The sequence below is a fragment of the Gordonia metallireducens genome (assembly GCF_021245825.1).
Taxonomy (GTDB): Bacteria; Actinomycetota; Actinomycetes; order Mycobacteriales; family Mycobacteriaceae; genus Gordonia; species Gordonia namibiensis.
In genome coordinates this window covers 58,932-84,612 of the sequence record NZ_JAJQJP010000031.1, presented here as the reverse complement: position 1 = coordinate 84,612, position 25,681 = coordinate 58,932, and the positions used below count along the sequence as shown (strand labels likewise).

At 68.2% G+C, this 25,681-nt stretch carries 24 protein-coding genes; 15 read left to right on the top strand and 9 right to left on the bottom strand.

The window, feature by feature from the left end:
- Window positions 1-277 precede the first annotated feature (277 nt).
- The 4 genes from LQD00_RS12940 (at window position 278) to LQD00_RS12925 (ending at window position 4,388) form a co-directional block, all read left to right on the top strand.
- Window positions 278-1,111: an Rv1157c family protein gene (locus LQD00_RS12940; RefSeq protein ID WP_232717613.1), complete on the top strand. Its 834-nt coding sequence runs from the start codon at window positions 278-280 to the stop codon at window positions 1,109-1,111.
- Window positions 1,112-1,415: 304 nt separating this feature from the next.
- Window positions 1,416-2,318 (top strand): hypothetical protein, encoded by a 903-nt coding sequence (locus LQD00_RS12935; RefSeq protein WP_232717612.1) that lies wholly within the window; start codon window positions 1,416-1,418, stop codon window positions 2,316-2,318.
- Window positions 2,319-2,392: 74 nt separating this feature from the next.
- A complete protein-coding gene (locus tag LQD00_RS12930) occupies window positions 2,393-3,676 on the top strand; it encodes an alpha/beta hydrolase family protein (RefSeq protein ID WP_232717611.1) in 1,284 nt (427 codons plus the stop codon).
- 7 nt (window positions 3,677-3,683) lie between these two features.
- A complete protein-coding gene (locus LQD00_RS12925; RefSeq protein ID WP_232717610.1) occupies window positions 3,684-4,388 on the top strand; it encodes a lysoplasmalogenase in 705 nt (234 codons plus the stop codon).
- A 9-nt stretch (window positions 4,389-4,397) separates the two neighbouring features.
- On the opposite strand, the gene LQD00_RS12920 is transcribed toward LQD00_RS12925, so the two are convergent.
- Window positions 4,398-4,850 carry a hypothetical protein gene (locus tag LQD00_RS12920; RefSeq protein WP_232717649.1) on the bottom strand — a complete coding sequence of 151 codons (453 nt, stop codon included), beginning with the start codon at window positions 4,848-4,850 and terminating at the stop codon, window positions 4,398-4,400.
- 130 nt (window positions 4,851-4,980) lie between these two features.
- Here LQD00_RS12920 and LQD00_RS12915 point away from each other — a divergent pair, with 130 nt between their 5' ends.
- Both LQD00_RS12915 and LQD00_RS12910 read left to right on the top strand, forming a co-directional pair.
- Window positions 4,981-5,553: an HhH-GPD-type base excision DNA repair protein gene (locus tag LQD00_RS12915; RefSeq protein WP_006865599.1), complete on the top strand. Its 573-nt coding sequence runs from the start codon at window positions 4,981-4,983 to the stop codon at window positions 5,551-5,553.
- 81 nt (window positions 5,554-5,634) lie between these two features.
- Window positions 5,635-6,558, top strand: a complete 924-nt coding sequence (locus LQD00_RS12910) for a hypothetical protein (RefSeq protein ID WP_232717609.1) — start codon at window positions 5,635-5,637, stop codon at window positions 6,556-6,558.
- Between the two features lie 95 nt (window positions 6,559-6,653).
- Here the strand turns inward: LQD00_RS12910 and LQD00_RS12905 are convergent, their stop codons facing one another.
- The 3 genes from LQD00_RS12905 to LQD00_RS12895 form a co-directional block, all read right to left on the bottom strand.
- A complete protein-coding gene (locus LQD00_RS12905) occupies window positions 6,654-8,447 on the bottom strand; it encodes an HNH endonuclease signature motif containing protein (RefSeq protein WP_232717608.1) in 1,794 nt (597 codons plus the stop codon).
- Between the two features lie 184 nt (window positions 8,448-8,631).
- The gene (locus LQD00_RS12900) at window positions 8,632-9,927 is read right to left on the bottom strand and encodes a WS/DGAT domain-containing protein (RefSeq protein WP_232717607.1); all 1,296 of its coding nucleotides are present in this window, start codon (window positions 9,925-9,927) and stop codon (window positions 8,632-8,634) included.
- Window positions 9,928-9,944: 17 nt separating this feature from the next.
- On the bottom strand, window positions 9,945-11,159 hold the full coding sequence (locus tag LQD00_RS12895) for an acyl-CoA dehydrogenase family protein (RefSeq protein WP_232717606.1): 1,215 nt from the start codon (window positions 11,157-11,159) through the stop codon (window positions 9,945-9,947).
- A gap of 196 nt (window positions 11,160-11,355) precedes the next feature.
- On the opposite strand from LQD00_RS12895, the gene LQD00_RS12890 reads away from it, so the two are divergent.
- The 4 genes from LQD00_RS12890 (at window position 11,356) to LQD00_RS12875 (ending at window position 17,698) form a co-directional block, all read left to right on the top strand.
- Window positions 11,356-13,755 (top strand): acetyl-CoA acetyltransferase, encoded by a 2,400-nt coding sequence (locus tag LQD00_RS12890; RefSeq protein WP_232717605.1) that lies wholly within the window; start codon window positions 11,356-11,358, stop codon window positions 13,753-13,755.
- 140 nt (window positions 13,756-13,895) lie between these two features.
- Window positions 13,896-15,191 carry an AI-2E family transporter gene (locus LQD00_RS12885; RefSeq protein WP_232717604.1) on the top strand — a complete coding sequence of 432 codons (1,296 nt, stop codon included), beginning with the start codon at window positions 13,896-13,898 and terminating at the stop codon, window positions 15,189-15,191.
- Between the two features lie 90 nt (window positions 15,192-15,281).
- Window positions 15,282-16,514, top strand: coding sequence for an acyl-CoA dehydrogenase family protein (locus LQD00_RS12880; protein ID WP_232717603.1), 1,233 nt, complete (start codon window positions 15,282-15,284; stop codon window positions 16,512-16,514).
- 20 nt (window positions 16,515-16,534) lie between these two features.
- Entirely contained in the window at window positions 16,535-17,698 is a 1,164-nt protein-coding gene (locus LQD00_RS12875; protein ID WP_232717602.1) for an acyl-CoA dehydrogenase family protein, read from the top strand.
- 82 nt (window positions 17,699-17,780) lie between these two features.
- Here LQD00_RS12875 and LQD00_RS12870 read toward each other — a convergent pair whose 3' ends face one another.
- Together LQD00_RS12870 and LQD00_RS12865 are read right to left on the bottom strand one after the other, a co-directional pair.
- Window positions 17,781-18,560, bottom strand: a complete 780-nt coding sequence (locus tag LQD00_RS12870; protein WP_232717601.1) for an enoyl-CoA hydratase-related protein — start codon at window positions 18,558-18,560, stop codon at window positions 17,781-17,783.
- Window positions 18,561-18,582: 22 nt separating this feature from the next.
- Entirely contained in the window at window positions 18,583-19,101 is a 519-nt protein-coding gene (locus LQD00_RS12865; protein WP_232717600.1) for a hypothetical protein, read from the bottom strand.
- A 56-nt stretch (window positions 19,102-19,157) separates the two neighbouring features.
- Between LQD00_RS12865 and LQD00_RS12860 the strand changes: the two genes are divergently transcribed.
- Window positions 19,158-20,243, top strand: a complete 1,086-nt coding sequence (locus tag LQD00_RS12860) for an NADH:flavin oxidoreductase/NADH oxidase (protein WP_232717599.1) — start codon at window positions 19,158-19,160, stop codon at window positions 20,241-20,243.
- A gap of 6 nt (window positions 20,244-20,249) precedes the next feature.
- Here LQD00_RS12860 and LQD00_RS12855 read toward each other — a convergent pair whose 3' ends face one another.
- Window positions 20,250-20,849, bottom strand: a complete 600-nt coding sequence (locus tag LQD00_RS12855; protein WP_232717598.1) for a TetR/AcrR family transcriptional regulator — start codon at window positions 20,847-20,849, stop codon at window positions 20,250-20,252.
- A gap of 90 nt (window positions 20,850-20,939) precedes the next feature.
- Here LQD00_RS12855 and LQD00_RS12850 point away from each other — a divergent pair, with 90 nt between their 5' ends.
- Both LQD00_RS12850 and LQD00_RS12845 read left to right on the top strand, forming a co-directional pair.
- Window positions 20,940-22,250, top strand: a complete 1,311-nt coding sequence (locus tag LQD00_RS12850) for a cytochrome P450 (RefSeq protein WP_232717597.1) — start codon at window positions 20,940-20,942, stop codon at window positions 22,248-22,250.
- Window positions 22,251-22,519: 269 nt separating this feature from the next.
- Window positions 22,520-22,855: a transglycosylase family protein gene (locus tag LQD00_RS12845; protein WP_119033819.1), complete on the top strand. Its 336-nt coding sequence runs from the start codon at window positions 22,520-22,522 to the stop codon at window positions 22,853-22,855.
- Between the two features lie 124 nt (window positions 22,856-22,979).
- Here LQD00_RS12845 and LQD00_RS12840 read toward each other — a convergent pair whose 3' ends face one another.
- Together LQD00_RS12840 and LQD00_RS12835 are read right to left on the bottom strand one after the other, a co-directional pair.
- Complete coding sequence (locus LQD00_RS12840) at window positions 22,980-23,402, bottom strand: hypothetical protein (protein WP_035751115.1); 423 nt, start codon at window positions 23,400-23,402, stop codon at window positions 22,980-22,982.
- 67 nt (window positions 23,403-23,469) lie between these two features.
- Window positions 23,470-23,649 (bottom strand): hypothetical protein, encoded by a 180-nt coding sequence (locus LQD00_RS12835; RefSeq protein ID WP_119033820.1) that lies wholly within the window; start codon window positions 23,647-23,649, stop codon window positions 23,470-23,472.
- Between the two features lie 64 nt (window positions 23,650-23,713).
- Between LQD00_RS12835 and LQD00_RS12830 the strand changes: the two genes are divergently transcribed.
- Window positions 23,714-24,457: a guanylate cyclase gene (locus LQD00_RS12830; RefSeq protein ID WP_119032880.1), complete on the top strand. Its 744-nt coding sequence runs from the start codon at window positions 23,714-23,716 to the stop codon at window positions 24,455-24,457.
- Between the two features lie 10 nt (window positions 24,458-24,467).
- Window positions 24,468-25,670: an RtcB family protein gene (locus LQD00_RS12825; RefSeq protein WP_232717596.1), complete on the top strand. Its 1,203-nt coding sequence runs from the start codon at window positions 24,468-24,470 to the stop codon at window positions 25,668-25,670.
- Window positions 25,671-25,681 lie beyond the last annotated feature (11 nt).

The window sequence follows — 25,681 nt, the reverse complement described above, 5'->3', positions numbered from 1 at the left end:
AACCAGGTGGCGACGAGACGCACGATTCAGTGCCCACGAGAATCACTCGTGTAACAATTGCATCAATAACCACATACGTCACAGCTGCAACCGGCCGGACTGCCTGGACACAGAAGACATCGAGGGGCTTAGAATGACCCGCGACGTCCGGGGTGGGAAGATCGACGAACGCCCTCAAGCCCCGGGCGATTCACACGACCAGGATCCACACGACCACGAGGCGCACGAGGCTTGCTCTTCCAGCCGACGCAGCGCCACGACCGATAGGACACCACCAGTGCGTTTCACACGGCCGTCGAGGTTGCGTTCGACCACCTCTCGCCCGCACCGGACCCGGCGCAACCGCCTGTTCCTCAGCGCCTCGGCCCTCGTCGCCGCAGCCGGCCTCGCACTTCCGGCCGTCGCCGGCGCCGCGCCCGCTCCCAAGGTCGACCAGCGCGTGCTGGACTCGCTCGGTGCGTTTGCCCCGGCGATCATCGGCTCGGTGGCCACCCCCGGCCCCGACGGCAAGGTCAACGCCCAGCTCCTCCAGCAGGCCGAGGCGTTCGCCAACACGCCGGGAATGCCTGCCGAGGTCTCCAAGGTCTGGCGGTCGGTCGCCGACTTCCTCGGCGAGCCCGGACGCAAGGCCGCGGCCCGCCAGCTGGCCGCCGAGGCCAAGCCCGGCGATCCGGAGATCCCGAAGGGCCCGAAGGCGCCGAAGATCCAGGAATTCCTGTACCCGACCTTCGGTCTCGGCTGCATCCCCGGCGGCGGTTCGCTCGGCCGCGCCCTGGTCACCGCAGGCCCGCAGGAAGCACCGGCGCCCGGCCCCAAGCGCGGCGAGGGCGGCTATGTCTACACCGCACTGGGCACCGGCCCCGCCATCGACAACAAGGCCAATCCGCTGATCGTGAGCTGGCTCAACGTCGACACCGGACGCACCGGAACCACCACGCTGAAGCGGAACCCGAAGATCAACGTCAAGGACGGTCCCGGCACCTTCACCGGCATCGCCCGGACCGGCAAGGGCCGCGTCATCTCCGCGATCCACGGAAACGTGACCACCAAGACCAAGGAGCAGGTCGTGTCCTGCACGATCGTCCCGGTGATCGGCCTCGCCGTCATCTGACCTTTCGACTCCGTCCCACGACACCCCGGCACGTCGCCGGGGTGTCGTTGTTTTCATGCCGATCCCCATGGTCACGACACTTGACGACGCGCAACCCGGCGAAGCGGCTGTGGCGCCCGTCTCAGATCACGCGGGAGCAAAACACCAGGTCGTCGGGGATGTCGGTATCTTGCCGATCGCGCGCATGTCACAGGTCGGACTCGCGACTTGCCGCACTCGTCTCACACATGGTCTCTTTTAACTCAAGTCCCATCTGTCACACCCGCCACACGTGGCGGGGTGTTCGGCTGTTTGAAGGAGTGCCATGTCCATCACGTCTCGGTTCACACGTCCCCTGATCGGTCGGCGCGGAATCCGGCGCTGCGGCGTGGGCCTGGTGGGCGTGGCGATGGCCGCAGCAGCGGTCACCTCCACCGCCCCGGCCTCGGCCGCGCCCTCGCTCCCCCTTCTCCCGCCGAACATGCTGAGCGCATATTCGATCCCGTTCGACGCCGAATTGGCCGGCGCGGTCCGTCTGCTGAAGTCCGCGGGCGTCGACCAGATGGCCCTCAAGGCCGCTCAGGCGGTCATGGGCAGCTCCGGGCAGCTGTCGGTGCAGGACGTCGTCGGACGCGCCGGTGCGCTGCCCTTCGACGCGTCGCAGCCCCAGCCGGCCGCCGCTCCCGCTGCGGCCACGCCTCAGCCGGTGGCCTCCACCGATCCGCTGGCGCTGCTGAAGAGCCTGGGCATCCAGACGCTGACCCCGTCCGTCGCCCCCTTCTGCACGACCCCCACCCCGGACAACCCGCTCGGTCTGGTCACCGCGGGCGCCGGAGCGGTCGCGGGCCCGTGGCCGCTGAAGACCGATCCGATCGCCGAGCTCAAGCCGCTCCTCGACATGCTGCCGATCGCCGGCATCCCCGACAAGATGAACGTGGTGGAGAACGGCGAGACCGCCTACGCGTTCGTGCCGGCCTCCACGAACGCCGGCAAGGGCGGCAAAATGCAGGTCGCGTGGTTCAACACCAGCACGCTGCAGGGCGGCTTCGCCGACCTCGAGCCGCTCAAGAACGGCGCCACCCTCACCGCCCTGCCCCTGCTCTCGGGCGTGCGTCTCGCCCCGGTGAAGACCGGCAAGGGCACCATCCTGTCCGCCGTCTTCGGCACCGCGCAGAACGGCTCCCAGAACTGCTGGTTCCTCCCGGCCGTCGGCATCGTCGACGCCTGATCCCCGGCCAACGGCGAGACCTCCTCTCGCCGTTGACCTTCCCACCCCCGTCACACCGAACGAATAGACGACACATGAATACGCACGGCATCTCTTCAACCCGTCGGAGTGCCTCCATCGCCCGCACGGTCGCGGTCGCCGCAGCCCTCACCATGGGCCTGACCTCGTTCGGCCTCGCGGCCGAGGCCGCCGCGGAACCGACCACGACCACCCCGTCGACCAGCACCCCCTCGCCCGGCGCCACCACCGACGCCACTGATGAGGACACGGGGGCACCCGCCGACGACAACGCGGGCACGATCGACGCCCGTGGCCCCGGCCAGGCGCCGGGTGCCGTCTACGCCAACCGTGACCTGCCCCGAGGCCGCATGGTGGCCGGGTCCGCCTCCGGCAACGACTTCACCTACTGGAGCACCGGCGCCGACGGCAAGGCACATCTGTCGTCGGGCGTGCTGATGGTCCCGTCCGGCCGGGCACCCGCCGGCGGCTGGCCGGTCGTCGCCTGGGCGCACGGCTCGCGCGGCATCGCCGACAAGTGCGCTCCGTCGGAGCGTCCGACCAAGGACGACACCACCGAACTGAGCCGGTGGCTCGGCCGCGGTTACGCCGTCGTCTCCACCGACTACGCGGGCGTCGGCACGCCGGGAACCCCGCAGTACTACGACCTCGAGGCCACCGCCCGCAACATCGTCGACGCGGTCAGCGCCGCACGCGACGTCACCGACAACCTGTCCCGTTCGTGGGCGGTCGTCGGCGAGGGTCAGGGTGCCGCGGCGGCGATCACGCTGGCCCGCCTGGCGCCGAAGCTGCAGGCGCGCAACTCGCTGGACTTCAAGGGTGCGGCGGCGACGTCGATCCCGGCCGAGTTCGGCGCGCTCCTCGCCAATCTCGGACCGTCGTCGGCGAGCATCCCGTCCGGTCTCGCCGCCGACGCGCTGTATACGCTCAGCGCGATCCGCAACGTGAACCCGAAGCTCGACGTCGACTCGCTGCTCACCGACACCGGCAAGAAGTGGATGGCCAAGGCCGCCAACGAATGCATCACCGAGTTCCGTAAGAACGTCGACGGCCTCGCCATCGGCTCCCTGTTCGCCAAGCCGGTGTCGGGCAACACGGAGCTGACGAATCTGCTCACCGAGGCCACCGACCTGCCGAGCCGTGGCTTCGTCAAGCCGGTGATCATGACCCAGTCGCTCCAGGACACGTCGGTCGTCGTGCCGCTGTCGCTGAAGTACCTCAACGAGGCGCGTGCCGACCGCAAGGTGCAGGCACGGACCTACCTCACCCTCGACGCTGCGCAGTCGGCGAAGTTGTCCGACAACGACATCCGCGCCTTCATCGCCAAAGTCCTGAAGTGAGTCGGTGATGGGTCGCCGCCTTCCCGAACGTCGCCTGTCCGGGCAACGTGCCTTCGACCTCGCCTACGCGGCGACGACGGCGGCGGCGACCGTCACCGGCGCTCTCGGGCACCGGCGGGCGGCGGGCCTCACCAAGCCGCTGCCGATGCTGCTGCTGGTGGCACAGGCGGTCGCCGGGGCGCCCGAGCGCGACGCCCTCGACAACGCCGGGTTGGCGGGTGCACTGGCGTTCTCGATGGCCGGCGACCGGTTGATGCTGCTCGAGGAGTTCGAGACCGAGCCAGCCGCCAAGGATCGCTATCTGCGTCTCGGTGCGTCGTTGTTCGCCGGTGCCCAGTTGAGCTACATCGCGACGATGTGGCGTGCGGGTGCCCGCCCGTCGGCGAAGCAGCTACTCCCCCGCGTCGGGGTGCTCGCCGAGTCGGCCGCGGTGCTGGCCCGCCACCGGCCGGCGCTGCTGCCCGTCCTGGGCACCTACGGCAACACCCTGGCGACGATGTCGGCGACCGCGAGCGCCATGTCCGATCCGCAGCCGCGGTTGCGGATCGGCGGACTGACGTTCCTGCTGTCGGATCTGGCGATCATCAACCGCCGCCATCTCGTCACCGACCCGCGCATCCGGATGGCGGGCGAGGCGTGGGTGCTCGCCAGCTACTTCGCCGCGCAGTACCTGCTCGTCGGCGGACTCACCGAACGCCTGCGTCGACGCTGATCGTCGCGGTCAGGCAGTCGCCCGCCCGCTGCACGACGAGTACTGCGGGTTGACCATCGGGACGAATGCCAGGGCGCCGAGCTTCTGCTTGATCGTGAAGGCAACCGGCCCACGACCGGGATGGATGTCGACCTGCCACTTGACGGTGAATCCGCGCCCCGGCACGAACACGGTGCCGGTGCGTCCGGTCCGCAGGTTTCGCCACGACACCGTGACGTCGTAGGTGTATTCCAACGCAACGGGTTTCGCACGATCGGTGCCGATGAGCGCGATCGCGGGCCCGGGTAGGCCGTCGGCCGGGAACCGGATGTCGTTGAACACGTCGACGCGGATCTTCACCGGCCCCGCCGGCCACGGGTTCGCCGAGGTGCAGTTCAGGGTCGTCACGTAATTCGGTTCGGTGTAGTCGGGGATCGCGTTCGCACTCCCCGGCCCGACCACGCCGATGAGCGTTGCCACCACCGCCGCGACGACCACTCCGACCCCCGTCCGGAACGCGCCGCGTGATCCTGCTCGCCCCGTCATGCTCTCCCCGCTGATCATGGGGGCAGTCTAGAGCGGCGCGCGCACCGCGTCTGCCAGAATCGATTCCATGCCGAAGATCCAGATCGCCCAGGAACCCGCGGCCGACGAACTGCTCTCGACCGATTCGTTCGCCCTGCTCGTCGGGATGTTGCTGGATCAGCAGTTCCCGATGGAACGTGCCTTCGCCGGACCGGCCAAGATCCGCGACCGCTTCGGCACGATGGACCCGGTCGAGATCGCCGACGCCGACCCCGAGGCCTTCGCCGACCTGTGCTCCACTCCCCCGGCCATCCACCGTTACGGCCGGTCGATGGCCGGGCGCGTGCAAGCGCTCGCGAAGGTCGTCGCCGAGGAGTACGGCGGGGACGCCTCCCGCATCTGGACGGAGGCGAGCAGCGGCGCCGACCTGATGAAGCGTCTTCGCGACCTGCCCGGGTTCGGTGAGCAGAAGGCGAAGATCTTCGTCGCCCTCGTCGCCAAGCAGCTCGACGTGAAGCCGTCCGGCTGGACCAAGGTCGCCGGCGACTACAGCAAACAGGGATACCGCTCGGTCGCCGACGTCGTCGATCCCGACTCGCTGCAGAAGGTCCGCGACTTCAAGAAGGCGGCCAAGGCGGCAGCGAAGGCCGCGAAGGAGTAAGCGTCTCGACGTTGGTCACTTGACCACGAATCACCCGACCTTGACCCACCATCAGAAGCCGGTGGCCTAGTGTCTGGAACCATGGAGTCTCTTCCCGACCGAAGCGCGCCTTCCGGGGCCGACCCGACTCGTGCGCTCGTCCAGATGCCGCTCCGGCTGGGGTTCACCGTGACCGGCGTGGTCCTCGCCGCAGCTGAGTCCGCGGTGACGATCGCCCGCATCACCGCGGGCAGCGTTCAGCACGAGATCACCAGGGCGTTCGGGGTCGAGGACGAGCTCGGCGCGGCGCGTACCCCCCTCGAACTCCTCAACCAACTGTCCGAGTTGCTGGGTCCGGACCGACCGTTCGGACGCATCCTGGCCGCGGGCGGGCCGATGGAACGCCTCCTCAACCCGGGCGGGGTCGTGGACCGGCTGACCGCACCCGACGGTCCGCTGGAGAAGCTCACCGCCAAGGGCGGACTCCTCGACCAGATGGCCGACGAACGCGGGATCCTGATGCGTCTGACCGCCAAGGACGGACCTCTCGACCGCCTCACCCGACCGGGCGGGGTCGTTGATCAGTTCACCGAGAACGAAGGCATCCTCGAACGCCTGACCTCCGAGGGCGGCATCGTCGACAAACTGACCGCACCCGACGGCATGCTGGAGAAGGTCACCGTTCCCGGCGGCATCCTGGACCGCTTCGCCGCGGAAGCCGGCCTCCTCGATCAACTGGTCGGCGAAGGCGGCGCCGTCGAACGCGCCATCGCACCGGGCGGACCGCTGGACCGCATCACCGAGCTGACCGAGGTGATCGGTCAGCTCGCACCGAACCTGATCGCCATGCAGGACACGGTGCACGAGCTCGCCGAGACAGTGGACCTGCTGAACCAGACGGTGGCTCCCCTCGGCGGACTCGCCGAGCGCCTGCCCAAGCGGCTCACCCGCGGCCCCAAGGGTTCCGGCGGCAACGGCAACGGCGACGCCGCCCCGGCGGACACCAACGGGTACCCGAAGGGCTGAGGGCTGAGCCCACCTACCCACTGCTCGTTGAGTAGCCGAGGAGCGTGCGACGAGGCGTATCGAAGCGAGCCTCACCCACCCACTCGCCGGTTGTGTCAGAACGGCGGCGGGTTCTGTCGGTCCCAGTCGTCTTGTCGTTGACGGTGGGTGTCGGTGCGGGCGGCTCGCTCGTCGCCGAGTCGCTTCCGGGCCGGATGGTCCGGTGGCTGGGTTATCAACGACGCGAACAGGTCCCGTCCGGTGTACGGATTCCCCAGGTACACATGGCCGGTGGGCGCTTCGAACCAGATCGACATGTACTCGTCTTGCGAATCCCGCCACGCTCCGAAGGTTTTGATGCGGTGGTGGAAGCGGCACAACGGTTTCAGGTTGCCCTGAAAGGTCTTCCCGCCGCGGGCGGGGTTGGTGTGATCGAACGGGTGCGTGTGGTCGAGGTCGACGGTCCACACCGGCTGGTTGCAGCCGGGAAAGGTGCAGCACAACTCACCGGCGCGGACCAGCGCCTGCAACTTCTTGCTCGGCACGTACGTGCTGGCTGACGCCGCTGCTCGGGCGTCGGCTCCGGAGGGTTCGGAGCGGACGCCTGTCGTGATGAAGGTGTGGATGGCGTCGCCGCACAGTCGGCGCATGGTGCCGGCGTCGATGAGGCCATGGCCGTCGAGCATGCCGGGGTCGTTGTCAAGACCCTGCAGGGTCGTCTGGTTCGCGACGATGTGATAAGTCGGGCGCGGAGCACGGCACGTGGAGCAGTCGCAGGTGCATTCCTCGGCCGGCTCGGTCGCTGCGCCGGTGGTCTCGGATTCGGTTGCAGCAGCGTCAGACACGTCAGGTTCGACGACCGCTGGGCCGCTGCGGGATTCATCGGCGGCCCCGGCCACCGGCATGTCACCGGTGGTGGTGTCGGTTGTCGCGTCGGTGTCGACTGCCGCATCGGTGTCGACTGCCGCATCGGTGTCGACTGCCGCATCGGTGTCGAGGTCATGCGCGAGAGGTTCGGGTGCACAGTCCCGACACCGGCACTCCAGGGCTCGTTTGCCGTGGGCGAGCGCGACCAGCGCATCGGCACGGCGTTGGGCCATCGTGCGCGGGTCACGGGTGTGCACACCGGTGGCCATCGCCGACAGTTGCGCGTTGAGGGCGGCGGCATCGGTGTGCGGCAAGTGCCCGGTGATCCGAGATCGGCCGGACTGATGCCGGTCCGGACGAAGCGTCACCCCACGATCACGCGCGGCATGCTCGTTCCGGCGCTTCACCGCTTCCGGAGCATGTGTGTGGACGACCTTGTCGACGAGCGCGGTGAACCGAGCCGTCGACATCGGGTCACGGGCCAGGATCACCTCGGCCAGCGCCGCGTCCACAGCCGGCATCGTGGCGTCGTCGACGAAATCGGTGCGCTTCTCCGCGATCTGGAACCGGTCGAGGTCGATGCGCCCGCACGCGAGCGCGGTGCCGGTCAACGGCAACCGATACCGCATCGCGTCACCGGCACGGATCGCCGCGCGCGCTTCGGCCGGAGTCATGTTCATCGCAGCACCGAACTCGGCGGCGGCCTGTTCGAACCCGTTGGGACCGAACTCTTCGTACGGGTCACGACCCGCCGCCACCTCGGCGGTCATCGCGATCAGTTCGTCGATCGACCCTGTTTGACCCGAATGAGATTCGCTGCGCCGCAGCAGATAGTCCTCTTCCCGTTGCTCATGCAACAGGCTGGCGGCCATCAGCATGCGGCAGGTGTTGGCCGCGTTCATCGTCGCCGAATACATGGCCGTGCTGATCAACGCCTCGGGAGACAGTCCGGCCAGTGGCCCGAACACATCGAACCCAGCGACGTCGACACCCGCGTCGGGGTGCTCCCCCGCGGGGTCGATGGTGCCGAACTCGAAAGCCATGACAACAACATACGAGTCGCCACCGACAATTCTGTTCGCCACGGGATCGCCAGATACGGCAGTGCGTCAACGACTTTCGGTAGTAGACATTCCCGCGTGACCATTTCCTTCCCGCTTGGCGGCCAGCGCCCGCGGGAAGGAGACCCGCCCGCGGAATGGAGACCCGCCCGCGGGAAGGAAACCGTTACGCGAGAGCCGCCCGCAACAACTGCACATACCGGTCGACGTCGGGCATGATCTCCGGACTGGTCGTCACCGACACCGCGACGCGGTCACCGATGCCGTGCACCCCGTGGGTCAGCCCCTGGACCGGCGACAGAGCGGGAAAGCCCGTGGCGAACAGGACCTCGCCGCCGTCGAGGTCGAAGTCGGCAGCACCGCGGTTCACCGAGGACACGACGGTCACACCGGTGACCGTCTTTGGTCGGGTGTCGAGGTCGAAGGCCCGGATGCCCCACCGCGTGAGAATCGCCGGGGTGACCTCCGATACGCGCCGCTGCGCGACCCGAGCAGGGTCGGCGTCCGCGGCGCGGGCGGCGTCGATCTCGCCACGGATGAGCCGTGCCCGTTCTCCAGGATCGTCGACTTCGAGGTGCAGGTCGACCCCCACATTGCGGAAGTTGTTACGCGCCTGCGACCTCTCCGATCGTCCGACGGTCAGCTCCACACCGAGACGTGTGCAGTCCTCGCCGAGGTATCGCGGTAGCGCCTGCGAGATCGCGGTCAGCACGGCGACGGTGACCGGAGTCCCGGCTGCGGTGAGACGCTCGCGTTCGAGCACGATGACCCGTAGGAGCCTCCGCGATCCGGGATTGTGGTTCAGCGGTGTCAACGAATAGCCCGGCGGGCACGGGTTCGCCTGTCCCCCAACCCGAGCGACCTGCACTCCGCGGCGGATCGTCGAGACGAACTCACCGGGAAATCGCAGCATGCCGAGGGCGAGGGTCCCGACCTCGCGCACCGGCCCTGGCACTCCGGAGGCCCCCAACCGGCGTTCATCGTCATACGGCGCGGTGAACAGATCTCGCGCGATCTGCGATGCGCGTCGTCCGTCGCCGAGCGAGTGCGAGATCTGCAGCACGACAACGACTCCCGTGACCGACTCACCCTTGCCTCTCGGGAGGTCGGTCACCGGACCGAACAGATACAGGCGCCAGGCCGCGCGGGACGGCACCAGCTGATCGACGACGAGTTCACCGACTGCGTCCAGACACGACGACCAGGTCCGCGTCGTGGTGTCGACGCGGACCTGGTCGGGTGTGGGTTCGGCGGAGACCCAGTACGGACGGTCAGCGGTCGCCGGGACGTCGTGGACCCGTAGGCACAGATCGGCGACGTGCCTCGCCCGCGCCATCAGTCGCCGGCCACACTCGTCGATCGAGATCGACGGTGCGGCAAAGCAGTACAGCAGGAACTGGTCGTTCGGGATGCGTTCGGACATCCAGTACGACGCGGCGTCCGCCGCCGCCATCCGCTGCATGCGGCCAGGGTAGCCCCCTACTTCTGGCCGGCACTCCATGCATAGGGCAGATCGGTGCCGTTGAGGACGTGGTCACCGATGGCCTGCAGCTTGAAGATCAGCGGGTTGTGCACCGAGATCACCCGGGCGTTGCGCCAGTGGCGGTCGAGGCGCAACCGCTCGGAGGTGATCGACGCGCCGCCGACCTCGAACAACTGAGTGGTCGCGTCGAGCACCAGCGGGATGACCGTCGCCTGAGCGCGGGCGACGTCGAATTCGACCTTGTCGAGCAGCTTCTCGTCCTGCCAGCCGGTCTCGGCGAGACGGTCGAGCTGATCGGCGATGTCGAGGACGATGGTGCGCGCCGAGTAGGCGGCCGCGGTCAGTCGGCCGATGACCTGCTGCACCAGCGGATCGTGGCGGGGCAGGTCTGCGGTCGAGTGGGTGAAGGTGCGCTTGCGCTCGCGGACCCACTCGGACACGTCGTCGGTGGCGCGCTGCGCGATGCCCGCGAGCACCGAAAGCTGCACGAGCTGGAGGTAGGACGTCGCGTAGGTCCGGCCCGCCGAGCCGTAACCCGCGCCGAGGATGCGGTCACCGGCCACCTGTACGCCGCTGAACTCGGTGGTGCCGCTGGCGGTCAGGCGCTGGCCGAAGCCGTCCCAGTCGTCATGCTGGGTGACGCCCTGGGCGTCGGCGTCGACGAGCACCGAGACGCGCTCACCGTCCTGGTCGGCGGCGACCAGGATGTGGTCGGAGTACAGGCTGCCGGTGCTGTAGTACTTGGTGCCGTCCAGGCGCCACGCGTCTCCGTCTGCCGTGAGGCGGGTCTGGTAGCGGTCGATGGCGCCGACCCCGGGTTCGGTGATGGCGTTGCCGACGAGCGTGCCCTCGGCGACCTTGCGCAGCCAGCGCTCGGCCTCGGGATCGGGCAGCGCGGTGAGCTGATCCTCGACGAACGACCAGTGCACGCGCAGCGCCTGCGGGAGGTTCGACTCGGCGGTGGCCAGGTCGATGAGGAGCCGGAACACCTGGCGCACCGAGGCGCCGTACCCGCCGAGCTCGACCGGGACGCGCAGGGCCCCGAACTTGGCCTCGCGCAGCCACGACACCTCGTCGTGTGCGAGCCGGCGATCGTCTTCGCGAGCCACCGCACCTTCGGCGATTCGGGCGAAGATCGGGGCGAACACCTCGTCGAGCCGTTCGTCGGTGGTGCCGGCGGCCGACGTGCTCGTGGGCACGGTTGCGGTCATCAGATGGTCCTTTCGGTACAGACTGTCGGCCGATAGTGTGGCCGTCGCCCGAGCCGAGGACCACGATTGAAACCGCGTTGAATGCAACGTTCCCAAGCCCCGGCTTCGCCGCCACACTGATGACCGAACCCGCAGGTATGGGCGTATGCGGGACCACTTTGAGACGTCAGCCCCGCCTTTGTGCCATTGTGTGCGTATGCCAATCTCGATCGCTGATCTCGATCCGAACACCCCTGTTGTCGTCGGCGTCGGCCAGGCCTCCGAGCGTCTGACCGATCCCGGATATGAAGCGCTTGGTGAAGCGGACCTCGCGGCGCGGGCCGTCACCGCCGCCTTCGACGACGCCGGGGCCTCTGACCTCGCCTATTCCATCGACACCATCGCCGCGATCCGCTCGTTCGAGATCTCGAGCCCGCTGTCCTCGTCGCCGCTCGGCCGGCCGGACAACATGCCCCGCGCCGTGGGCAAGCGCGTCGGCGCCGACCCTCGCCGCGCCGTGCAGGCCGTGACCGGCGGTCAGACCCCGCAGACGATGCTCACCGAACTCGCCGGTGACATCGCGGCGGGCCACTCCGATGCCGCGATCATCTTCGGCGCCGAGGTCATGTCGACCGTGCGCCATCTCCAGTCCAAGCCGGACACCGAGCGCCCGAGCTTCGCCGAGGAGGTCGGCGGACAGCTCGAGGACCGCGGATTCGGGCTCAAAGGCATCATCACCGTCGCCGAGATGCGTCACGGTCTCGCCTCGGTGATCCCGCAGTACGCACTGCTGGAGAACGCCCGCCGCCACAACACCGGCCTGGGTCGCGAGGCCTACGCCACCGCGATGGGCGAGCTGTTCGCCCCGTTCACGAAGGTCGCGGCGGCCAACCCGCATTCGGCTGCCCCGACCGAGCGCGACGCCGCCGAGCTGGTGACCCCGACCGAGGGGAACCGGATCGTCGCCGATCCGTTCACGCGCTACATCGTCGCCCGCGACCAGGTCAACCAGGCTGCCGCCGTCGTCATCATGTCGGTTCGCGCCGCGCAGGCCGCCGGCATCGATCCGTCGAAGTGGGTCTTCCTGCACGGTCACGCCGAGACCGTCGAACGCACCTCGCTGCTTCGCCCGAACCTCGGTGCCGCGCCTGCCGCCCCGGCCGCGGTGAAGCACGCGCTCGAGGTCGCCGAGATCGGCCTCGACGACGTCTCGGTCATCGACATCTACAGCTGCTTCCCGATCGCGGTGTTCAACATCCTCGACGGGCTCGGCCTGTCCCCCGACGACCCGCGTGGTCTCACCGTCACCGGCGGCCTGCCGTTCTTCGGCGGTCCGGGCAACAACTACACGCTGCACGCCATCGCCGAGGTGGTCTCGCGCGTCCGGCAGTCCCCTGGCGACTTCGGTCTCGTCATCGCCAACGGCGGTGTGCTCAGCAAACACGCCGCCGGCGTCTATTCGACGACCCCGGCACCGTGGCGCGCCGACCACAGCGCCAAGGTCCAGGCCCAGCTCGACGCGGCGCCCACCGTTCCCACGGTCGGCGACGCCGACGGCCCGGCGATCCTCGAGACCTACACGGTCATCCCGTCGAAGAGCGGCAAGCGGACCGGCGTCGTGGTCGGTCGGCTCGTCGACGACGCCGCTCCGGATCGCCTCGGCGCCCGGTTCGTCGCCAACCTCGACTCCGACGACGACGAGTTCTTCGACCTGCTGCTGAACTCCGACGACCCCACGGGCACCGAGATCGTGGTCCGGTCCTTCGACAAGGGCAACCGCGTGAAGCTGACCGAGGCGGCGATGGACGCCAAGTACCCCGCGGTCGCACCGGCTTTCCGCGACAGCTACGAGCACGTCGAGATCCGTCGCGACGGCCATCTGCTCGAGGTGACGATCAACCGGCCCGACGCGCGCAACGCGCTGAACCCGGCCGCCAACGCCGAGCTGGACTCGATCTTCGACGCCTACTTCGCCGACGACAACCTGTGGGTCGCGATCCTGACGGGCAAGGGCGACAAGGCCTTCTCCTCGGGCAACGACCTCGCTGCAACGGCCAGCCCGGCAGCACTGTCGGTGCCCAAGAACGGATTCGCCGGTCTCACCGCCCGCGAAAGCCTGCCCAAGCCGGTCATCGCCGCGGTCAACGGCTTCGCCCTCGGCGGCGGTTGTGAGATCGCCATGGCCTGTCACATCATCGTCGCCGACGAGGAGGCCTCGTTCGGTCTGCCCGAGGTGAAGGTCGGATTGGCCGCTGCCGCAGGCGGTCTGGTCCGTCTGCCGCGGCTGGTGCCGCCGGCACTGGCCCGCGACATGATCCTGACCGGTCGTCGGATCTCGGCCTCCGAGGCTGCCGCAGCCGGACTCGTCAGCCGGATCGCCCCCGCCGGAAAGGTTCTCGAGACCGCCCGCGAGGTGGCCGAGGAGATCCTCGCCGCGTCGCCGACCTCGGTCCGTGCGTCGATCGCGACCATGGAGCAGTCCGACGCGATCACCGACACCGTCGAGGCCGTCCGCGCGAGCGCCAACGTCCTGGACTCGCTGATCGTCAGCGGCGACACCCTCGAGGGCATCATGGCGTTCGTGATGAAGCGGACGCCTGAGTGGAAGGGTCGCTGACCCCGTAAACAGGTCGAGGTCGGGCATCGCCTCAAGCGCACGAAAGCGCCACGGAACCCCCTGAAGTGCTGAAGACTTGTCACCGGCTCACGCCGGAGCGAGCCGCCGCACTCAGGGGGTCCCGGTAGAAAGGCGCTGTCATGCCCGATCACGACCAGCCCGCGCACGACGAGCCTGACCGCGACGAGCCGGCCGGCAGCGGTCCCGGCCGTGGCGATGCCGGCCCCGTTCGAAAGGCGTCCACCCACACCCGGGAGCGTGGTCCTCGGGACAAGCATGGACGGGACACCCTCACCCCCACCTACCGCCCCGACCCACCCGCGTGGACGCTGCCGCGCGGCACGATCGTCCTGCTCACGATCGCCGGGCTTGTGGTCGCGGTCGCCGGCATCAAGGCGGTGGCGTCGTTCGCCGCGCCGACGTTCCTGGCACTGATGCTGACCGTCGCGGTGCAACCGGTGCCGAGATGGTTGCGCACCAAGGGTTTTCCCGGCTGGGCGGCGTTCCTGACGACAGTCCTGCTCGTCTACGGCATCCTGATCGGGCTCTTCGCATCGCTGGTGTTCTCCGTCGCCCGACTCGCGTCGATCCTTCCGGACTACGACGACAAGTTCGACGCCATCATCACGAACTTCCAGGACTTCCTGACCAGCCATGGCGTCAGCCAGGACAAGGTCCACGACATGATCTCCCATGTCGACACCAGCAAGGTCGTCAACGTGGTCACCGAGTTGCTGTCCAGCACCCTCAGCGTCGCGTCGGCCCTCGTTCTCGTACTCGCCCTGCTGCTGTTCATGGCCGCCGACTCGGTGGGATTCGACGACCGGATGAACCATCTGCGAGGTATACGGCCCGACATCGCCTCGGCCTTCGGCTCCTTCGCGCAGGGCACACGGAGCTACCTGTGGGTGTCGACGGTGTTCGGCCTCATCGTCGCCGTCTTCGACAGCATCGCTCTCGCCTTGCTGTCGGTCCCGCTGCCGATCCTGTGGGGTCTGCTGTCGTTCATCACCAACTACATCCCGAACATCGGGTTCGTCATCGGCCTCGTCCCGCCCGCGCTCCTCGCGCTGCTCGACGGCGGCGTCACGACGATGCTCATCGTCATCGCGGTCTACAGCGTCATCAACGTGGTCATCCAGTCGGTGATCCAACCGAAGTTCGTCGGCGACGCGGTCGGTCTGTCGACCACACTGACGTTCCTGTCGCTGATCTTCTGGGCCTGGGCCATCGGGCCGCTGGGCGCGATCCTCGCGGTTCCGCTGACGTTGCTCGCCAAGGCGCTCCTCATCGACATCGACCCCGCCACCCGCTGGGCCGACGTCCTGTTGTCCTCGTCGGGCGCCGGGCCGGAACCCGAGAACCCACCCGCCGCGACAACGCCGGAACCGCCCGCGGACGACGCATCGCGCGTCACACCGCGGCCCGATTCGTGAGCTGGACTACGCTCCGGAGCGAACATTCGGTAGATTGCCATTCGACCCCGATCTGACCACAGCCGTTTACAGATAGGTTGCGCACCGCTCATGGACATGAACTGGTCTCCGGCCGACGCCGCGTTCCGCGACGAGGTACGGGCGTTCCTCGACGAGAAGCTGACCGACGACCTGCGCGCGGCGGGCACGCTGCGCACGTCGGTCTACTCCGACCACGAGGCCTCGATGAAATGGCAGGCCATCCTGCACGAGCGCGGTTGGGCCGCGCCGGCGTGGCCGGTGGAGTACGGCGGTTGCGACTGGTCGCAGTCCCAGCACTACATCTTCAGCCGCGAGTCGATCCTGGCCGGCGCACCGGCGCTGTCGCCGATGGGCATCCGCATGGTCTCGCACGCGATCATGGCGTTCGGCACCGAGGAGCAGAAGAACTTCTTCCTCCCCGGAATCCTCGACGGCAGCGTCTTCTTCTGTCAGGGCTACTCCGAACCCGAGGCCGGCTCCGACCTCGCCTCGCTGTCGATGGCCGCGGTCGACGACGGCGACGACCTGGTGGTCACCGGTTCCAAGATCTGGACCACCCACGCCTCCGAGGCCAACTGGATCTTCTGCCTGGTGCGCACCTCGCGCCAGGAGCGCAAGCAGCAGGGCATCACCTTCCTACTCATCGACATGAACTCCCCCGGCATCGAGGTCCAGAACCTCGTCTTCGCCTCCGGCGAGCAGGTCCAGGCGCAGGTGTTCTTCGACGGCGTGCGCGTCCCCAAGAAGAACGTGCTCGGCAAGATCGACGACGGTTGGACCGTCGCCAAGTACCTCCTCGTGTTCGAGCGGGGCGGCGGTGCGGCCGCTCCGGCGCTGCAGGTCATGGCCGAGCAGCTCGGTCGGGACGCCGCCACGGTGACCGCCCCCAACGGCGGTCCGCTGTCGGAAGACCCGGCCTTCGCCGCGAAGCTCACCGACATCCAGGTGCGCGCGAAGATCCTCGAGGTCCTCGAATACCGCGCGCTCGCCGCGATGAGCTCGGGGAAGGATCCCGGTTCGATCGCCTCGATGCTGAAGATCCTGGGAACCGAACTGAGCCAAGAGATCACAACGCTGTCCCTCGAGGCCGCGGGCCCGCACGGCCGCGTCTTCCAACCGCACGCGACCCGCCCCGGCGGCCCGATCTTCCAGTACACGCCGCCTACCGACGGTTACGTCAGCGGTGAGCCGTGGCAGGCCGTCGCACCGCTGCACTACTTCAACGACCGCGCCGGCTCGATCTACGCAGGCAGCAACGAAATTCAACGGAACATCCTCGCCAAAGCGGCTCTGGGTCTCTGACGGGTCACAGGAGAAAACTGATGGACTTCACACTCACCCCCGAACAGCAGCTGCTGTCCGACGGACTCAACAAGTTCCTCGACGCACGCTACGACCTGCAGGTCAGTCGCGACGCCGCGAAAGTCGGCGAGGGTTGGCAGCCCAACATCTGGAAGGCCTTCGTCGAGGACCTCGGTGTCGTCGGCGCCTGCCTGCCCGAGGAGATCGGCGGATTCGGCGGCGGTGCCGAGGAATTGATGGTCGTCACCGAGGCACTCGGACACGCCCTCGTCGTCGAACCGTTCGTCGACTCGGTGGTTCTCGGTGCCGGACTGCTGCACTCCACCGGAAACGCCACCGCCCTCGAGGCAGCACAGCGCATCGCCGCGGGCGAGGCCCTCAGCGCGCTCGCCGCACTCGAGGACGGCTCGGGCGGGGTCCTGTCGCGGATCGAGACCAGCGCCGACCGCGACGGTGAAGGATGGAAACTCAACGGCAGCAAGGCGGTTGTCACCACCGCTCCGCTGGCCGACTACCTCATCGTCAGCGCCCGCACCTCGGGTGAGCCGCACGATCCCGCGGGGGTCTCGCTGTTCCTGATCGACCTCGCCGACGGTGCACCCGAGGGCCTCGAGCTCCACAAGCTGCGCACCATCGACGACCGTCAGGCCGCCGACATCACTTTCGACGACGTCCGGTTGCCCGGCGACGCGCTCATCGCCGGCGACGGTGCGATCGACCTGCTCGAGAAAGCCTGGGACACCGCCACCGCAGCCGTGATCTCCGAGGCCGTCGGGTTGATGCGCAAGGTCTTCACCGACACCGTCGAATACGCCAAGCAGCGGGAGCAGTTCGGCGTCCCGATCGGCAGCTTCCAGGTGCTGCAGCACCGCATGGTCGACATGCACCTGCAGCTCGAACAGTCGGTGGCCGCGCAGTATTACGCGATCCTGTCGCTCGACGCCGAACCCGCCGAGCGGGCCGCGGCCGTCTCGGCCGCCAAGGCGACGATCAGCCGGGCCGCACGGTTCATCGGGCAGAACTCGGTGCAGCTGCACGGCGGTATGGGCATGACCGAGGAACTGGCCATCGGCCACTACTTCAAGCGTCTCACCGCGATCGAGTACGAATTCGGCACCGCCGACGCCCATCTCGCGCGATTCGCCAAGGCGACCGCGGAGACATCGCCCCGAGTCGACGCCTGACCCGTCCGCAAACCCACCACACGTCGCCAGGTCCACCACCCTGCGGGGTGGTGGACCTGGCCAATTGTGGTGGGTTTCGCGGCTATTCGGTCCAGACCGGTTCGCGCTTCTCCAGGAATGCCGACATCCCCTCCTGCGCATCGCAGGTCATCGCGTTGGTCGCCATCGTCTCCGACATCTCCACGTACGCCGACGCCTCGTCGAGCTCGATCTGCTTGTAGAAGGCCTGCTTGCCGATGGACACCGTCCGGGCACTCGACCCGGCGATGTGCAGCGCCAGATCCCGGACCGTCGTGGCGAGTTCGGCATCGTCGACGACGCCGCTGAGCAACCCCCAGTCGGCGGCCGTCTCGGCATCGATCGCCTCCCCGGTCAGCAGCATGTGCATGGCGCGTTTGCGGCCGACAGCCCGTGTCAGCGCGACCATCGGCGTCGAGCAGAACAGGCCGATCCGGACGCCCGGGGTCGAGAACTTCGCGCTGCGCCCCGCGACCGCGAGATCGCACGTCGCGACCAGTTGGCACCCGGCGGCGAAGGCCATGCCGGCGACCTCTGCGATGACCGGCTGACGCACCTCGTGGACGGTTCGCATCAGCTCGGCGCAGGTGTCGAAGACGGCGCGTTCGTCTTCGAGCGTGCGGTCGACGAGTTCGCCGAGGTCGTGGCCGGCGGAGAAGGCCGGACCTTCCGCCCGGATCACGATCACGCGCACACCGGAGTCCTCGTCGAACCCGCGGAGTCCAGCCGTGACCGCCTTCATCGTGATGGTGGACAACGGGTTTCGACGCCGCGCGGCGCGCAGGGTGATCACCCCGAGCGGCGCGTCGACCTCCACCGACACCGCGTCTGTCGTCTCGCTCATCGTCGGGTTCCTTCCTCGGGTGTCAGTCGCCGGGGATCGCGTACCGCGACCCGACGCTGATGTACAGGGTGTAACCGACCACGGCCACCAGATAGATCGCAACCGGGATGGCCAGGGTCCACGATGCGCTGTCACTGCTCCCGATGATGGCCGAGGCCGCGAGCAGCCAGGCCATCATCAACAACGTCGCGCCGCCCATCAAGGACAGGTCATCGCCCATCCGGCGATTGAACTCGTCGCGGTTCGACGGTTCCATCCAGTACGCCTTGCGGCGGCGGCTCGGGAAGTTGACCGCACTTGCGGGGAGGCGGGACAGAAGTCGTTCGGCGCCACCGAAGATGACCACGAGCACCAACCCGACGACTCCCAGCCAACCCAGGAACACCCACTTGGAGTCCCAGCGCGTGACCTCACCGTCCAGGCCGATGTGCCCGGCCATCTCGTCGGAACCGAGGACCGCGACCCCGATCCACACCGCGGCGAACACGGTCACCGACAGCGGAAAGAACATGCGGCGCGCTTCTCGCGGGGTCTGCGTCATGGGTCTCAACCTACCGCCCGGGGAATAGCGTGCCGCCGTATCGGTTGACCCTATTCGTGACCAGTACAGCGCTCTTCGAACCGATCACGCTCCGCGACGTCGAGATCCCCAACCGGATCTGGCTCGCGCCGATGTGCCAGTACAGTTCCTTCGCCGGCGACGGCATCCCGACCGATTGGCATCTCGCCCATCTCGGCGCCCGCGCCGCCGGCGGCTTCGGGCTGATCCTCACCGAGGCCGCGGCCGTGGTCCCCGAGGGCCGGATCAGCCCGGAAGACGCCGGTCTGTGGAACGACGACCAGACTCAGGCGTGGAAGCGGATCGTCGACTTCGTGCACTCCCAGGGCGCGACCATCGGCACCCAGATCGCCCACGCCGGCCGTAAGGCCTCGACGTACTCGCCGTTCGCCGACGGCTCCGGCAGCATCCCCGTCGAAGACGGGGGCTGGACGACCGTCGGCCCGTCCGACGTGCCGTTCGAGGGTTACGCAGATCCGGTCGCCCTCTCCACCGAGCAGATCGCCGAGGTCGTCGACGCCTTCGCCCAGGCGGCGCGTCGCGCCGACGAAGCAGGGTTCGACGTGGTCGAGATCCACGCAGCGCACGGGTATCTGCTGCACCAGTTCCTGTCGCCGTTCTCCAACACCCGCAGCGACGCCTACGGCGGCGACTTCGAAGGCCGCACCCGCATCGTGCTCGAGGTCGTCGAGGCCGTGCGCGCGGTGTGGCCGGAGTCGAAGCCGCTGTTCATCAGGCTCTCCGGTACGGAGTGGCGCGACGGCGGCTGGGATGTCGCCGAATCCGCCCGTCTCGCCGAGATCCTCGCCGCCCGCGGCGTCGACCTGATCGACGTCTCGTCCGGTGGCAACGTGCTCGCCGACATCCCTGTCGGCCCCGGCTACCAGGTGGACCTGGCCCGCTCCATCCACCGGGACTCCGGTGTCCCGACCGCGGCGGTCGGGCTCATCGTCGAGCCCGATCAGGCCGAGAAGATCGCCGGCGACGACGACATCACCGCCGTCCTCTTCGGACGCGTCGCCCTGCGCGAGCCGTCGTGGCCGCAACGGGCTGCCCACGAGCTGGGCCTCTCCCGCGACGAGGCGCCCTACCCGCCGCAGTATCTGCGGGGCGCCTGGCGCTGATCTGCGCTAACGGCCGCCGGCCAGGATCAGGGCGAGGCACGCCGCTGTAGCGGGTTCGACGATCTCAGACAGCGGCGCGCCCGTCTCCATGGCCTCGGCGGTCAGTTCACGCACCCCGCCCCACAGGAACATCGCCCGCTGCCGACTGATCGGCGGCACTCCCGCGGCGATCAGGGCCGGGTTGGAGGTCAGCCGCACGAACAGATCGACCCACTCCTCGAGCGCCTCGTTCTTCACGACGTCGGCGGGCCGCCCGAGCGCCGGTAGTTCCCGGATCCAGCTCAGCACCAACCCCGGGTAGCGATCACTGGCCGCCACGTACGCCGAAACAGCCTGCCGCACCTGGTCTTCCGGATCGGCCTGCGGATCGACGCTGCGCGCGATCTCGTCGATGGTCAACCGGGTGGTCCGGCGGACCAGCGCGAAGAAACAGTCCTGCTTGTCGGTGAACTCCTGATAGAAGGAGCGACGCGAGGTCTGCGCGACGCGGACGACGTCGGCCACGGTGGTCTCGCGGTATCCCGACGCGGCGACACAGTCGAGCATCGCCGCCAGCAGACGCTCCCGCGTCGACGAGGCGCCTTCCGGCCACAGCTCCGAGTTCACGCTGCGAGCATATGCCTCTTGCCCTCCCCGGTACCCCCGCGTACCGTCACTGGTACGCCGACGTACCAGACCTGGGGAGGCCTCGAGCCGATGAGTACATCCGTCCTGCGCAGTGACTCGCATCTACCGCCCGCCACGCGGCTCCCCTCGGCGGTGCAGGGACTTGCCGCGATCGCCTCGCGACGACATTTCTTCGGCCATCTCCACGACCGGCACGGGTCCGCCTTCACCGTGCACCTCCCGGTCTTCGGGCAGGCGGTGGTGATCTCCGACGCCACGCTCGCACGCGAGCTGTTCACCGCCGGGGACAAGGTCGTCAACGTCCAGCCCAATCTGGGCCGCATCCTCGGTGCCGGCTCGATCTTCTCCCTCGAGGGCCGGGAGCACCGGGCGCGCCGCAAGCTGCTGACCCCGCCGCTGCACGGCAAGCGGATGAAGACCTACGAGCAGATCGTGGAGGAAGAGGTCCGGGCCGAGACCTCGACGTGGCCCGTCGAGACCGAGTTCGCCTCGATGGAGCCGATGATGCGGATCACCCTCAACGTGATCCTGCGCGCGGTGTTCGGCGCAGTCGGCGAGGATCTGGAGAACCTGCGGCGCATCATCCCGCCGATGGTCACCGTCGGTTCCCGCGCGGCAACCGTTCCCAACCTCCCTCGCGTACTGCGCGCGGTCGACCCCAACCGTCGGTACGAGCGCATGCGCGTGGAGGGCAAGGCCCTCCTCGGCGATCTGATCACCAGATCTCGCAACGACCCCCGACTCGAGGAGCGCGACGACATCCTCGCCCTCATGCTGCGCAGCCGCTACGACGACGGCACCCCGATGAACGACGACGAGATCGGCGACGAGCTGATGACCATGCTCGCCGCCGGGCACGAGACGACCGGAACGACCCTCGCCTGGGCGTTCGAGCGCCTGCGTCGTCACCCCGAAGTCATGCATCGCCTTGTCGCCGAAGTCGACGAAGGCGGGACCGAGTACCGGCACGCGACCATCCTCGAGACCCAGCGCAGCCGCCCGGTCATCGACTTCGCCGCCCGCCACGTCGTCGCCGACCAGCTCGAACTCGGCCCCTGGCGCATACCGCGCGGATACAACGTGATGGTCTCCATCGCGCTGCTCCACGACGACAGCCGCGAGTTCACCGACCCCGAGCGGTTCGATCCGACCCGCTTCCTGGGCACCGCGCCGTCGCCGGCGTGGCTACCGTTCGGTGGCGGCACACGACGCTGCATCGGCGCCGCCTTCGCGACGATGGAGATGGACGTGGCGCTGCGGACGATCCTGAGCGACTTCGAGCTGATCCCCACCGACGCACGCGCCGAGCGCTGGTTCTCCCGGGGCGTCGCCTACGCACCCGCACGCGGCGGACGCATCGCCGTACGACGGCGCCACTAGCCTCCCGAGACCCCGCGAGCAAGTGTTCCACACCACTCCGAAGGTGTGACCTTCGTCATCGAACACGCCCGAACACGCGCTTTCGCATCCACTCGCGGAATGCCGCGATGCGCTGGGCTTTTACCCCAAAGCTAACAGCGTTATCCATGCGTTACCGAGATTCTGCAGGTCACGACCCTGACGTGACCTGACCGTTATCAAGCCGTATGGTCGGCCAAGTCCGAAATCAACCACCTTGCCAACCCCGGGTGGTGATCAGGAGGAAGACCATGCGTATGACCAAGAACCACATGACCAAGCTCGTCACCCGTGCCGCATTCGTCGGTGCCCTCACCGCTGCCCCGTTCGGCATGATGGCGGCCACCGCCTCGGCCGACTCGGGCAACTGGGACGCTGTCGCCCAGTGCGAGAGCGGTGGTGACTGGAGCATCAACACCGGCAACGGCTACTACGGCGGCCTCCAGTTCTCGCAGAGCACCTGGGAGGCCAACGGCGGCTCCGGTAACCCGGCGAACGCCTCGCGCGAAGAGCAGATCCGCGTTGCGGAGAACGTCCTCGCGACTCAGGGCCCCGGTGCGTGGCCGGTCTGCGGCGCGAACCTCTGATAGCGGCATCGGCGTCCGAGGCGCTGTGACTGCATCACCGGAGCACCGATGAGTGCTTCGCACGGCATGAGGCCGGTGAGTCCCTTCGGACTCACCGGCCTCATCCGTCTGTCGAAGAAGCCGTTCAGTCGGACTTCTCGTCCTCGCCGGGCTCCCCGTCGAGCGCTTCGTCCAGTGCGCTGACGGCGATGCCGTACGGCAGGAACCGCACCTTTCGCCGCGGGTCGGTGTTGTTCTTGTTGGCGCGGAGCGCGTCGAGTTCGGTGGCGTAGACCTGTTCGACGCGGGCCCCACCGTCCTCGTCGACGACGAACACGGCCCAGACTCCCGATCCGGTCTCCCCGGCCGTCTCCGGCCGCGGCTGCGTCCGCGTGCGACCCCGGGCCGCCTCGTCGAAGAACATGGAGAACGCACCCGGCGCCGCCTGGCCCTCGAAGAGCTTGCCGAACACGTCGCGCAGCCCCTCGCCTGCCTCGCGTGCGAAACGGTCGAAGTCCTCGGGGCCGAAGTTGAACGGTCCGCCGCCGAATCCGCTGTTGTCGGTCATGGTGTTCCCTATCTGTGGTTCGGCTTGCCCGGCCGGCCACCAGGGCCGACCTTGCCCACCAGTGTCCTCAGGATCGTTCGTCTCCGCCACCAGCGGTATCGGCCTCCGCCAGACGCTGGTGTAGTCGCTCGCGGACGTCGTCGGCCGAATAGGCCTTGCGCTGACGCTGGTCCCGCGCGATCAGCACACCGCCGGTCGTCACGCCGACGGCACCGGCGAGTCCCAACCACTTCCACAGATTCCTCATTGGGGCAGGATAGGTCGCCCCGCGGCCGATGGCCGTCTTCGAGCGCACGCTCTAGTCTTCGGGGATGCCCACCAGGAGAAGACCGCGGCGCGCCGATCTCGCCGGGGAGTCCGGCGGTGTCTCGTTGACCACCGCGCTCGAGGCCACCCGCACCGGCGATGTCTGGCTGTTCCGCGGACATTCCGGGCCCGACCGCGCCATCCGCACACTCACGAATGCGCCGGTGAACCATGTGGCGATGGCGGTGTGCATCGACGATCTCCCGCCTCTGCTGTGGCATGCCGAACTCGGCGACAAACTGACCGACGTCTGGACCGGGTCGAATCACCGCGGGGTCCAGCTCCACGATGCGCGTGAGGCCGTCGAGCAGTGGATGGTCCGGTATGAGCAGGCGTGCTGGATTCGTCAGCTCGGTCCGGAGGTCAGCCGGACGCAGGAGGACGAACTACTCAAGGTGATCGCGCGCCTCGACGGCACCCCGTTCCCGACCACCGCACGCCTGGCCGGTCGATGGTTCCGTGGTCGCGTACCCAACTCGGCCGACCTGGTTCGCGGTCTCCCTTATCTCGACCGCAAGGTCCGGGAACGCCGTGAGCAACGGCAGCACAAGGTCTCGTCGCCGGAACCGGTGAGCCTCGAAGCGGCCTACTGCGCCGAGGTCGTCGCGATCACCTACCGCGACATGGGAATTCTCGACACCACCAAGGACTCCAACTGGTTCGACCCGGGCCGGTTCTGGAGCGGCGACCGCCTCCCCCTCCACGCACCGCACGCCCTGGGACCGGAGATCGCGGTCCACCTTCGCTGAGGGAGCAGACATGCCCGAGATGATCGCACCGAAGGTACTCAACTTCGCCTCGATCCTCGACGACACGACCCGGAGACAGGCGGCCGAGATCTCGTCGCTGCCGTTCATCCATCCGCACGTGGCGCTGATGCCCGACGCCCACGCGGGCAAGGGGTCTGCGGTCGGGACGGTCATCCCGACCGTCGACGCCGTGATCCCGGCCGCGGTCGGCGTCGACATCGGCTGCGGGATGATCGGCGTCGCTACCTCGATCGGCAGGAACGACCTGGACGGTTTCGACCTAGCCGACCTGCGGCGACGCGTGGAGTCGACGATCCCGCTGTCCCCGGGCAACTACAACGAGACCGTCCGGTTCCCGCACACCCAGGCCAGGATCGCCGAGCTGGAGGAGTCCGCCTCGGACAACGACGTCGACCTGTCCCACTCACCGAAGTGGCGTGAGCAGCTGGGTTCGTTGGGCGGCGGCAACCATTTCATCGAGTTGTGCGAACAGGTCGGGAGCGGAGACACCGGTACCATCTGGCTGTTCCTGCACTCCGGTAGCCGCGGCGTCGGAAACAAGATCGCGCAGAAGCACATCCGGGTCGCTCAGGACCGGTGCCGTCGTGAGCACATCGGCCTCCCCCATCCCGACCTCGCCTACCTCGACTCCGGCACCGCGGAGTTCGACGACTACATCCGAGAGTTGCGGTGGGCGCAGCGGTTCGCCTTCGAGAACCGGGCCGAGATGATGGACCGATTCATCAGCGTGTTCGACGTATGGCTGGGCGACAACGGTTTCCGGACCCCGGAGTCGATCGAGGTACGCCGGATCAACTGCCACCACAACTACACCGAGAACGTGGAGATCGCCGACAAGGCGGTGTGGCTCACCCGTAAGGGTGCGATCGACGCCAGTGCCGGGACGTACGGCCTGATCCCGGGGTCGATGGGCACGAGGTCGTATGTGGTGCGCGGACGTGGAAACGAGCCGGGGTTGTTCTCCGCCCCGCACGGTGCAGGCCGGCGGTTCTCACGCACCAAGGCGAAGAAGCTGTTCACGCTCGATGACCTCGCCGAGGCGATGAAAGGCATCGAATACCGTCACGGCCGAGAATGGATCGACGAGATCCCCGCCGCCTACAAGCCGATCGACCAGATCATGGACGACGCCCGCGATCTGGTCGAGGTCGAGGCGGTCCTGACCCAGCTGCTCAACGTGAAGGGCACCTGACCGCGAGACCT

Coding starts and splice junctions, on each gene's coding strand:
- LQD00_RS12840 (WP_035751115.1), bottom strand. CDS start 23,402: ATGACCGACAACAGCGGATTCGGCGGCGGACCGTTCAACTTCGGCCCC.
- LQD00_RS12830 (WP_119032880.1), top strand. CDS start 23,714: ATGCCCACCAGGAGAAGACCGCGGCGCGCCGATCTCGCCGGGGAGTCC.
- LQD00_RS12835 (WP_119033820.1), bottom strand. CDS start 23,649: ATGAGGAATCTGTGGAAGTGGTTGGGACTCGCCGGTGCCGTCGGCGTG.
- LQD00_RS12880 (WP_232717603.1), top strand. CDS start 15,282: ATGGACATGAACTGGTCTCCGGCCGACGCCGCGTTCCGCGACGAGGTA.
- LQD00_RS12875 (WP_232717602.1), top strand. CDS start 16,535: ATGGACTTCACACTCACCCCCGAACAGCAGCTGCTGTCCGACGGACTC.
- LQD00_RS12900 (WP_232717607.1), bottom strand. CDS start 9,927: ATGCAGCGGATGGCGGCGGCGGACGCCGCGTCGTACTGGATGTCCGAA.
- LQD00_RS12825 (WP_232717596.1), top strand. CDS start 24,468: ATGCCCGAGATGATCGCACCGAAGGTACTCAACTTCGCCTCGATCCTC.
- LQD00_RS12910 (WP_232717609.1), top strand. CDS start 5,635: ATGGAGTCTCTTCCCGACCGAAGCGCGCCTTCCGGGGCCGACCCGACT.
- LQD00_RS12925 (WP_232717610.1), top strand. CDS start 3,684: ATGGGTCGCCGCCTTCCCGAACGTCGCCTGTCCGGGCAACGTGCCTTC.
- LQD00_RS12890 (WP_232717605.1), top strand. CDS start 11,356: ATGCCAATCTCGATCGCTGATCTCGATCCGAACACCCCTGTTGTCGTC.
- LQD00_RS12885 (WP_232717604.1), top strand. CDS start 13,896: ATGCCCGATCACGACCAGCCCGCGCACGACGAGCCTGACCGCGACGAG.
- LQD00_RS12870 (WP_232717601.1), bottom strand. CDS start 18,560: ATGAGCGAGACGACAGACGCGGTGTCGGTGGAGGTCGACGCGCCGCTC.
- LQD00_RS12935 (WP_232717612.1), top strand. CDS start 1,416: ATGTCCATCACGTCTCGGTTCACACGTCCCCTGATCGGTCGGCGCGGA.
- LQD00_RS12915 (WP_006865599.1), top strand. CDS start 4,981: ATGCCGAAGATCCAGATCGCCCAGGAACCCGCGGCCGACGAACTGCTC.
- LQD00_RS12930 (WP_232717611.1), top strand. CDS start 2,393: ATGAATACGCACGGCATCTCTTCAACCCGTCGGAGTGCCTCCATCGCC.
- LQD00_RS12865 (WP_232717600.1), bottom strand. CDS start 19,101: ATGACGCAGACCCCGCGAGAAGCGCGCCGCATGTTCTTTCCGCTGTCG.
- LQD00_RS12895 (WP_232717606.1), bottom strand. CDS start 11,159: ATGACCGCAACCGTGCCCACGAGCACGTCGGCCGCCGGCACCACCGAC.
- LQD00_RS12845 (WP_119033819.1), top strand. CDS start 22,520: ATGCGTATGACCAAGAACCACATGACCAAGCTCGTCACCCGTGCCGCA.
- LQD00_RS12850 (WP_232717597.1), top strand. CDS start 20,940: ATGAGTACATCCGTCCTGCGCAGTGACTCGCATCTACCGCCCGCCACG.
- LQD00_RS12905 (WP_232717608.1), bottom strand. CDS start 8,447: ATGGCTTTCGAGTTCGGCACCATCGACCCCGCGGGGGAGCACCCCGAC.